Consider the following 6333-nt stretch of genomic DNA (forward strand, 5'->3'; position numbering starts at 1 on the left):
AGCGGCGACGCCCCTCAGCCACCGGTGGGCAGCGTGGCGAGCCAGTTGCGCAGCAGCGCGGCACCGGTGTCGGCGGACTTCTCCGGGTGGAACTGGGCCGCCGAGAGCGCACCGCGCTCCACCGCCGCCACGAAATCCGTGTCATGGTGGGCCGTGGTCACCGTCGCGCCGGCCGCGGTCAACACCGCCGGGTCGCCCATCGCGTACGAGTGGACGAAGTAGAACCGGCTCTGCGGCCCCAGCCCCGCGAAGAGCATCGACTCCCGGGGCGCCCGCACGGTGTTCCACCCCATGTGCGGCAACCGGATCGCGGCCAACCGGGTCACCCCGCCGGGCAGCAGCCCGAGCCCCTTGGTCACCACACCGTGCTCGTCACCGTGCTCGAACAGCACCTGCATCCCCACGCAGATGCCCAGCACCGGCCGGCCGGCGGCCACCCGCTCGGCGATCACCGGACCCGCGCCGAGCGCCTCGATCCCCGCCATGCACGCGGCGTACGCGCCGACCCCCGGCACCACCAGACCGTCGGCGGCGGCCGCGGCGGCCAGATCGTCGGTCACGCGCACGTCCGCCCCGGCGGCGGCCAACGCCCGCTCCGCCGAGCGCAGGTTGCCCGAACCGTAGTCGAGCACCACCACGTCGCTCACGCGTTCTCCCCCGGCAGCAGCCAGAGCACCCCGCCGATCGTGGCGAGCACCGCGAGCAGCGCGGTGACGACCACCGCGCCCTTCGGCGCGCCCTGCCGGTACAGCGACCACGCGCCGCCCACCAGCACCCCGGCCAGGATCAGCAACAACGTCGGCAACGCGGCACCCATCAGAGGGCCCCCTTCGTGCTCGGGATCGCGCCCGCCGCCCGCGGGTCGATCGCGGTGGCCTCGCGCAGCGCCCGGGACACCGCCTTGAACTGCGCCTCCACCACGTGGTGCGCGTCCGGGTGGCCACCCGGTCGGGCCGCCCGCAGCACGTCGACGTGCAGGGTGATCCGGGCCGCCTGCCCGAACGACTCCCAGATGTGGCGGGTCATGCTGGTCGGATACACCGGCCCGATGTACGGCGCCAGCACCGGCTCGTCGTGCACCACGTACGGCCGACCGGACAGGTCCACGGCGGCGCGGACCAGCACCTCGTCCATCGGCACGGTCGCCGAACCGTACCGCCGGATGCCGGCCTTGTCGCCCAGCGCCTGGTCGAACGCGGCGCCCAGGGCCAGGGCGGTGTCCTCCATGGTGTGGTGCGCGTCGATCTCCAGGTCACCCACGGTGCGCACGGTCAGGTCGTAGCCGCCGTGCCGGGCGATCTGGTTGAGCATGTGGTCGTAGAAACCCACGCCGGTGCTGATCTCGGCGGCGCCGGTCCCGTCGAGGTCGATCTCGACGAGGACCTTGGTCTCCTTGGTGATCCGCTCCACCCGGGCGGTCCGACTCATCGCAGGTTCTCCATCGCAGAAAGAAAGGCGTCGGTCTCGGCGGGGGTGCCGGCGGTCACCCGCAGCCAGCCCGGCAGGCCCACGTCGCGGACCAGCACCCCCTGCTCCAGCAGCGTGCGCCAGGCCACGGCCTGGTCGCCATCGACACGGAAGAGCACGAAGTTGGCGTCGCTGTCGGCCACCCGGTGACCACGCTCGCGCAGCGTCGCCACGATCCGGTCCCGCTGCGCCATGATCGCGCTCACCGTACCGAGCAGGGCGTCACGGTGCGCCAGCGCCGCGCGGGCGGCGGCCTGGGTCAGCGCGGACAGGTGGTACGGCAGGCGTACCAGCTGCACCGCCTGCACCACCGCCGGGTCGGCGGCCAGGTAACCCAGCCGTCCACCGGCGAAGCCGAACGCCTTGCTCATCGTCCGGGTGACCACGAGCCGCGGGTGGCCGGGCAGCACCGCGAGGGCGCTGACCGTGCCGGGCCGGGCGAACTCGGCGTACGCCTCGTCGACGACCACCATGCCGGGCGCCGCGTCGAGCACGGCGGCGACCACCGCCGGGTCCAGTGCCGTGCCGGTGGGGTTGTTCGGCGAGCAGAGGAAGACCACGTCGGGCCGGTGCTCACGGACCTGGGCGACCGCCTCGTCGGCGGTCAGCCCGAAGTCGACGCCGCGCCGCGCCGGGACCCACCGGGTGCCGGTGCCGAGCGCCAACAGCGGGTGCATCGAGTACGCCGGAACGAAGCCCAGCGCGCTGCGCCCCGGGCCGGCGAACGCCTGGAGCAGCTGCTGCTGGATCTCGTTGGAGCCGTTGGCCGCCCACACCTGCTCGACGGTGAGCCCGTGCCCGAGGTACCCGGCCAGGTCGGCGCGCAGCGCCACCGCGTCCCGGTCCGGGTAGCGGTTCAGGTCGCGCAGCTCGGCGGCGAGCGCCTTGCCGATCGCCTCGACCACCGGCTCCGGCACCGCGTAGGAGTTCTCGTTGGTGTTCAGCCGCACCGGCACGTCCAGTTGCGGCGCCCCGTACGGCGACAGCCCCCGCAGGTCGTCGCGGATCGGCAGGTCGTCGAGGCTCGTCACGCCGACGCTCCCGGGAAACGGGCCTGGACCGCCTGGCCGTGCGCGGGCAGGTCCTCCACGGTCGCCAGGGTGACCACGTGCGGCGCCACGTCGCGCAGCGCGGCCTCGGTGTACTCGATCAGGTGCACGCCGCGCAGGAAGGACTGCACGGACAGCCCGGACGAGTGCCGGGCGCACCCGCCGGTGGGCAGCACGTGGTTGGAGCCGGCGCAGTAGTCGCCCAGCGACACCGGCGACCAGGCGCCCACGAAGATCGCCCCCGCGTTGCGTACCCGCAGCGCCCACTCCCGGGCGTCGGCCGTCTGGATCTCCAGGTGCTCGGCCGCGTACGCGTCGACCACCCGCAGCCCCGCCTCCAGGTCGTCGACGAGGACCACACCGCTCTGCTCGCCGGTCAGCGCGGTGGTCACCCGCTCGGTGTGCTTGGTCGCCGACACCTGCCGAGCCAGCTCCCGCTCGACCGCCTCCACCAGCGCCACCGACGGGGTGACCAGCACGCTCGCGGCGAGCGGATCGTGCTCGGCCTGGCTGATCAGGTCGGCGGCGACGTGCGCCGGGTCGGCGCTGTCGTCGGCCAGGATGGCGATCTCCGTCGGGCCGGCCTCGGCGTCGATGCCGACCACACCGCGCAGCAGCGCTTCGCGGCGGTCACCCAGATGTTGCCGGGGCCGGTGACCAGGTCGACCGGGTCGCACCGCAGCTCACCCGCCGGGTCCACCGCCGCGCCGTAGGCCAGCATCGCCACCGCCTGGGCGCCACCGACGGCGTACACCTCGTCGACGCCGAGCAGCGCGCACGCGGCGAGCACCCGGGGGTCGGGCAGGCCGCCGTTGTCCTTCTGCGGCGGGCTGACCACCACCAGCGAACGCACCCCGGCCGCCTGGGCGGGCACCACGTTCATCACGACGGTCGACGGGTACATGGCGAGCCCACCGGGGACGTAGAGACCGACCCGGTCGACCGGCAGCCACCGCTCGGTGACCGTGCCGCCGGGCACCACCTGGGTGGTGTGGTCGGTGCGTCGCTGGTCGGCGTGCACCTTCCGGGCGCGGCTGATCGACTCCAGCAGCGCGGCGCGTACGGCCGGGTCGAGCACCCCCTCGGCCTCGGTGATCGCCTCGACCGGCACCCGCAGCACCTCCGGCGAGATGCCGTCGAGCCGTTCACTGGCCTCCCGGATCGCCGAGTACCCATGTTCCCGGACCGCCTCCACCAGCGGGCGGATCCGCTCGACGGCCACCGACACGTCGAGCTGGGCACGGGGCAGCAGGCGGCGCGGGTCTCCGAGACCGTTGCGCAGGTCGATCCGATTCAGCACCCTTGCGAGTCTAGGCGGCCCGGCCGCAGCCCACCCGAGCCGCCCGCCCGGCGGGACGGTGAGCCGGGCCACGCCCCGACGGGCGGGATTCGTTAGGCTCGACCACGTGACCGCACGGCTGCCGGTGTTCCCGCTCGCAACGGTGCTCTTTCCCGGGTTGGTGCTGCCACTGCACATCTTCGAGGAGCGGTACCGGGCGCTGGTCCGGCACCTGGTCGACCTGCCCGAGGGCGCGTCGCGCGAGTTCGGGGTGGTCGCCATCCAGGCCGGCTGGGAGGTCGCGCCCGCCGAGCCCGGCACGCGCCCCGGGGCCGGCGTCGGCGAGGTCACGCTGCACGAGGTGGGCTGCACCGCCGAGCTGCGCCAGGTGACCGAGCTGGCCGACGGTGGCTTCGACATCGTCACGGTCGGCCGGCGCCGGTTCCGCATCGCGGAGGTCGACGAGAGCGCAGCGCCCTACCTGACCGCCGAGGTCGAGTGGCTGCCGGAGCCGGCCGGGCCGGACGAGGTGGCCGACCTGCTGGCCGCCCGGGTCATCGCGGTGTTCCGGCAGTACCTGGGCCTGGTCCGCTCCGACCCGGAGGAGATCTCCGAGCAGCTCCCGGAGGACCCGACGGTGCTGTCGCACCTGGTGGCGGCGACCGCGGCGCTGACCGTCGACGACCGGCAGCGGCTGCTGGCGATCGACGACACCGCGGCCCGCCTCCGCGCCGAGCTGCGGCTGCTCAACCGCGAGGCGGCTCTGCTGCGCCAGGTGCGGGCGGTTCCGGTGCCGCTGTCGGAGCTGGCGTCCCCGCCGACGCCCAACTGACCGCCGTCGGATCGGGCTCCGGCCGCAGCGACGGCCAACGCGACCAGCCGGCCAGCAGGGTGTACGTGACAGCGGCGCCGAACGCCGGCAGCAGCAGGTTGCCGTGCGGCACCGGCAGCACCCCGAGCAGCCAGTCCACGCCACCGGCGCGCAGGTCGGCGGGTTTGGTGAACGCCTGACCGGCCGGAGCGGTGTCCAGCAGCCGGTCGAAGGTGGCCAGGCCGACCCGCCGCCCCACCTGCCAGGCCACCGGCGCCGCGGCCAACGCGCCCAGCACCGCGGCGAGCAGCCCGACCGGGCCGCGTCGGCGACGCAGCACGAACCACAGGACGAGGGCGGCGAGCACCCCGAAGGCGAGACCGAGCAGGCTGAACCAGCCGTCCGCGGCGATCGGCTGCTCCGGTTGCGGCTCGGCGTAGATCGCCCCCTCGGCGGTCTTGAGCACCGGAGTGTCCGGCGCGAGCACCGTCCAGAGCAGCCCGAGCGGCGCGCCCAGCACGGCGAACGCGAGCACGAAGCCCAGCACCGTCGCCACCGTGCGCAGCCGGCGACGCGGCTCGTCGACGGCCAGCTCCAGCGAGCTCTGGTACGCGGTCGAGGCAGGAGCGTCACCCGGGTCGAACCCGCTCGGCGGTATCCCGGCCGGCGGCTCGTTCTCCGGCGGGGTCGTGCCCGACGCTCCGGGCGGCGCGGGTCGGTCGGAGTCGTCGACGTGCCGCTCAGGGTCGGGGTTGTCCGGGCTCACCCGATGATCCTCTCAGGCCCGGCGGTGGGCCGGGTCGCCGGTGGCGCCAGACCAGCTCACCGGGCGAACGGCTCCACCATCATCGCCGCCGCGCGCAGCCACGCCTGCCGGGTCTCCGGCTGGAGCTGGTGGTACTCGATGGACGACCCGGTCTCCAGCGCCGGGTCGTACGGCACCACGGCCACCCCGCGGGTCCGGGTGGCGAAGTGCCGCTCCAGGTCGTCCTGGAGGGCGGAACGCCCCGGCGTGGGCAAGGAGATGAGGGTGATCGCGTTGTCGGCCAGCTCGCTCATGCCCTCCTCGTGCAGCAGGTCGAGCATCCAGTCGGCGCTGAACGCCGCGTCCTCCCGGGGCACGGTGGTGACCACCAACTGGTCGGCGGCCTGCATCACGGTGCGCCAGTTGGGGCTCTCCACGTTGTTGCCGGTGTCCACGCAGACCACGTCGTGGGTGCGGCGCAGCAGCTCCAGCACCCGCCGCACGGTGAACTGGTCCAGTCGTTGGGCGAAGCGCGGGCTCTCCTCGCCGGCCAGCACGTCGTACGAGCCGTCGGAGGCGTGCCGCAGGAAGTCGTCCAGCCGGTCCAGCAGGGTCGAGCCTTCCAGGATCTCGATCTGGGCCAGCTCGCCGATCAGGTGGCGGATGGTCCGGGCGTGCCGGGCGCTGCCCGCGCGCAGCCCGAGGGTGCCGCGCAGCTCGTTGTCGTCCCAGGCCAGCACCCCTCGGCCGCGCACACTGCCGACGGTGGCCGCCGCGAGGACGGTGGCGGTGGTCTTGTGCACCCCGCCCTTGGGGTTGGCGAACGCGAACACCCGGGGCGTGCCGAGGTCCCGGCGGAGCACCCCGGTGGCCCGTTCCAACTCCTGGTCGACGCCCCTGCGGACGCCACTCGATGCGGGCCGGGTAGCCGCGCTCGGCGCCGCCGAGCCGACCGGCGGGACGGGCTGCGCGACGCCGGCGG

6 protein-coding genes and 2 pseudogenes are annotated in these 6333 nt (G+C 74.4%); 1 reads left to right on the plus strand and 7 read right to left on the minus strand.

Annotation, left to right across the window (positions count from 1 at the left end):
* Positions 1-14 precede the first annotated feature (14 nt).
* From hisH to hisD, 5 genes and pseudogenes are all read right to left on the minus strand, one after another.
* Positions 15-647: an imidazole glycerol phosphate synthase subunit HisH gene (gene hisH / locus JNW91_RS15665; protein WP_203175961.1), complete on the minus strand. Its 633-nt coding sequence runs from the start codon at positions 645-647 to the stop codon at positions 15-17.
* Positions 644-817, minus strand: a complete 174-nt coding sequence (locus JNW91_RS15670) for a hypothetical protein (RefSeq protein ID WP_203175962.1) — start codon at positions 815-817, stop codon at positions 644-646. Before JNW91_RS15670 ends, hisH begins: the two co-directional genes overlap by 4 nt.
* A complete protein-coding gene (hisB, locus tag JNW91_RS15675) occupies positions 817-1428 on the minus strand; it encodes an imidazoleglycerol-phosphate dehydratase HisB (RefSeq protein WP_203175963.1) in 612 nt (203 codons plus the stop codon). Before hisB ends, JNW91_RS15670 begins: the two co-directional genes overlap by 1 nt.
* Positions 1425-2498 (minus strand): histidinol-phosphate transaminase, encoded by a 1074-nt coding sequence (locus JNW91_RS15680; protein ID WP_203175964.1) that lies wholly within the window; start codon positions 2496-2498, stop codon positions 1425-1427. Before JNW91_RS15680 ends, hisB begins: the two co-directional genes overlap by 4 nt.
* A pseudogene (gene hisD / locus JNW91_RS15685) lies at positions 2495-3816 on the minus strand (histidinol dehydrogenase). The gene JNW91_RS15680 and the pseudogene hisD overlap by 4 nt, the downstream one beginning before the upstream one ends.
* A 106-nt stretch (positions 3817-3922) precedes the next feature.
* Between hisD and JNW91_RS15690 the strand changes: the two are divergent.
* A complete protein-coding gene (locus JNW91_RS15690; RefSeq protein WP_203175966.1) occupies positions 3923-4627 on the plus strand; it encodes an LON peptidase substrate-binding domain-containing protein in 705 nt (234 codons plus the stop codon).
* On the opposite strand, the gene JNW91_RS15695 is transcribed toward JNW91_RS15690, so the two are convergent.
* Together JNW91_RS15695 and JNW91_RS15700 are read right to left on the minus strand one after the other, a co-directional pair.
* The gene (locus JNW91_RS15695; RefSeq protein ID WP_203175968.1) at positions 4542-5372 is read right to left on the minus strand and encodes a DUF2567 domain-containing protein; all 831 of its coding nucleotides are present in this window, start codon (positions 5370-5372) and stop codon (positions 4542-4544) included. The genes JNW91_RS15690 and JNW91_RS15695 overlap by 86 nt on opposite strands.
* A 56-nt stretch (positions 5373-5428) precedes the next feature.
* Positions 5429-6333, minus strand: a pseudogene (locus JNW91_RS15700) (MinD/ParA family ATP-binding protein); the annotation flags it as partial.

Origin of the sequence: Micromonospora parastrephiae, assembly GCF_016802865.1 — a bacterium.
GTDB lineage: Bacteria > Actinomycetota > Actinomycetes > Mycobacteriales > Micromonosporaceae > Micromonospora > Micromonospora parastrephiae.

Coding starts and splice junctions, on each gene's coding strand:
- hisB (WP_203175963.1), bottom strand. CDS start 1,428: ATGAGTCGGACCGCCCGGGTGGAGCGGATCACCAAGGAGACCAAGGTC.
- JNW91_RS15670 (WP_203175962.1), bottom strand. CDS start 817: ATGGGTGCCGCGTTGCCGACGTTGTTGCTGATCCTGGCCGGGGTGCTG.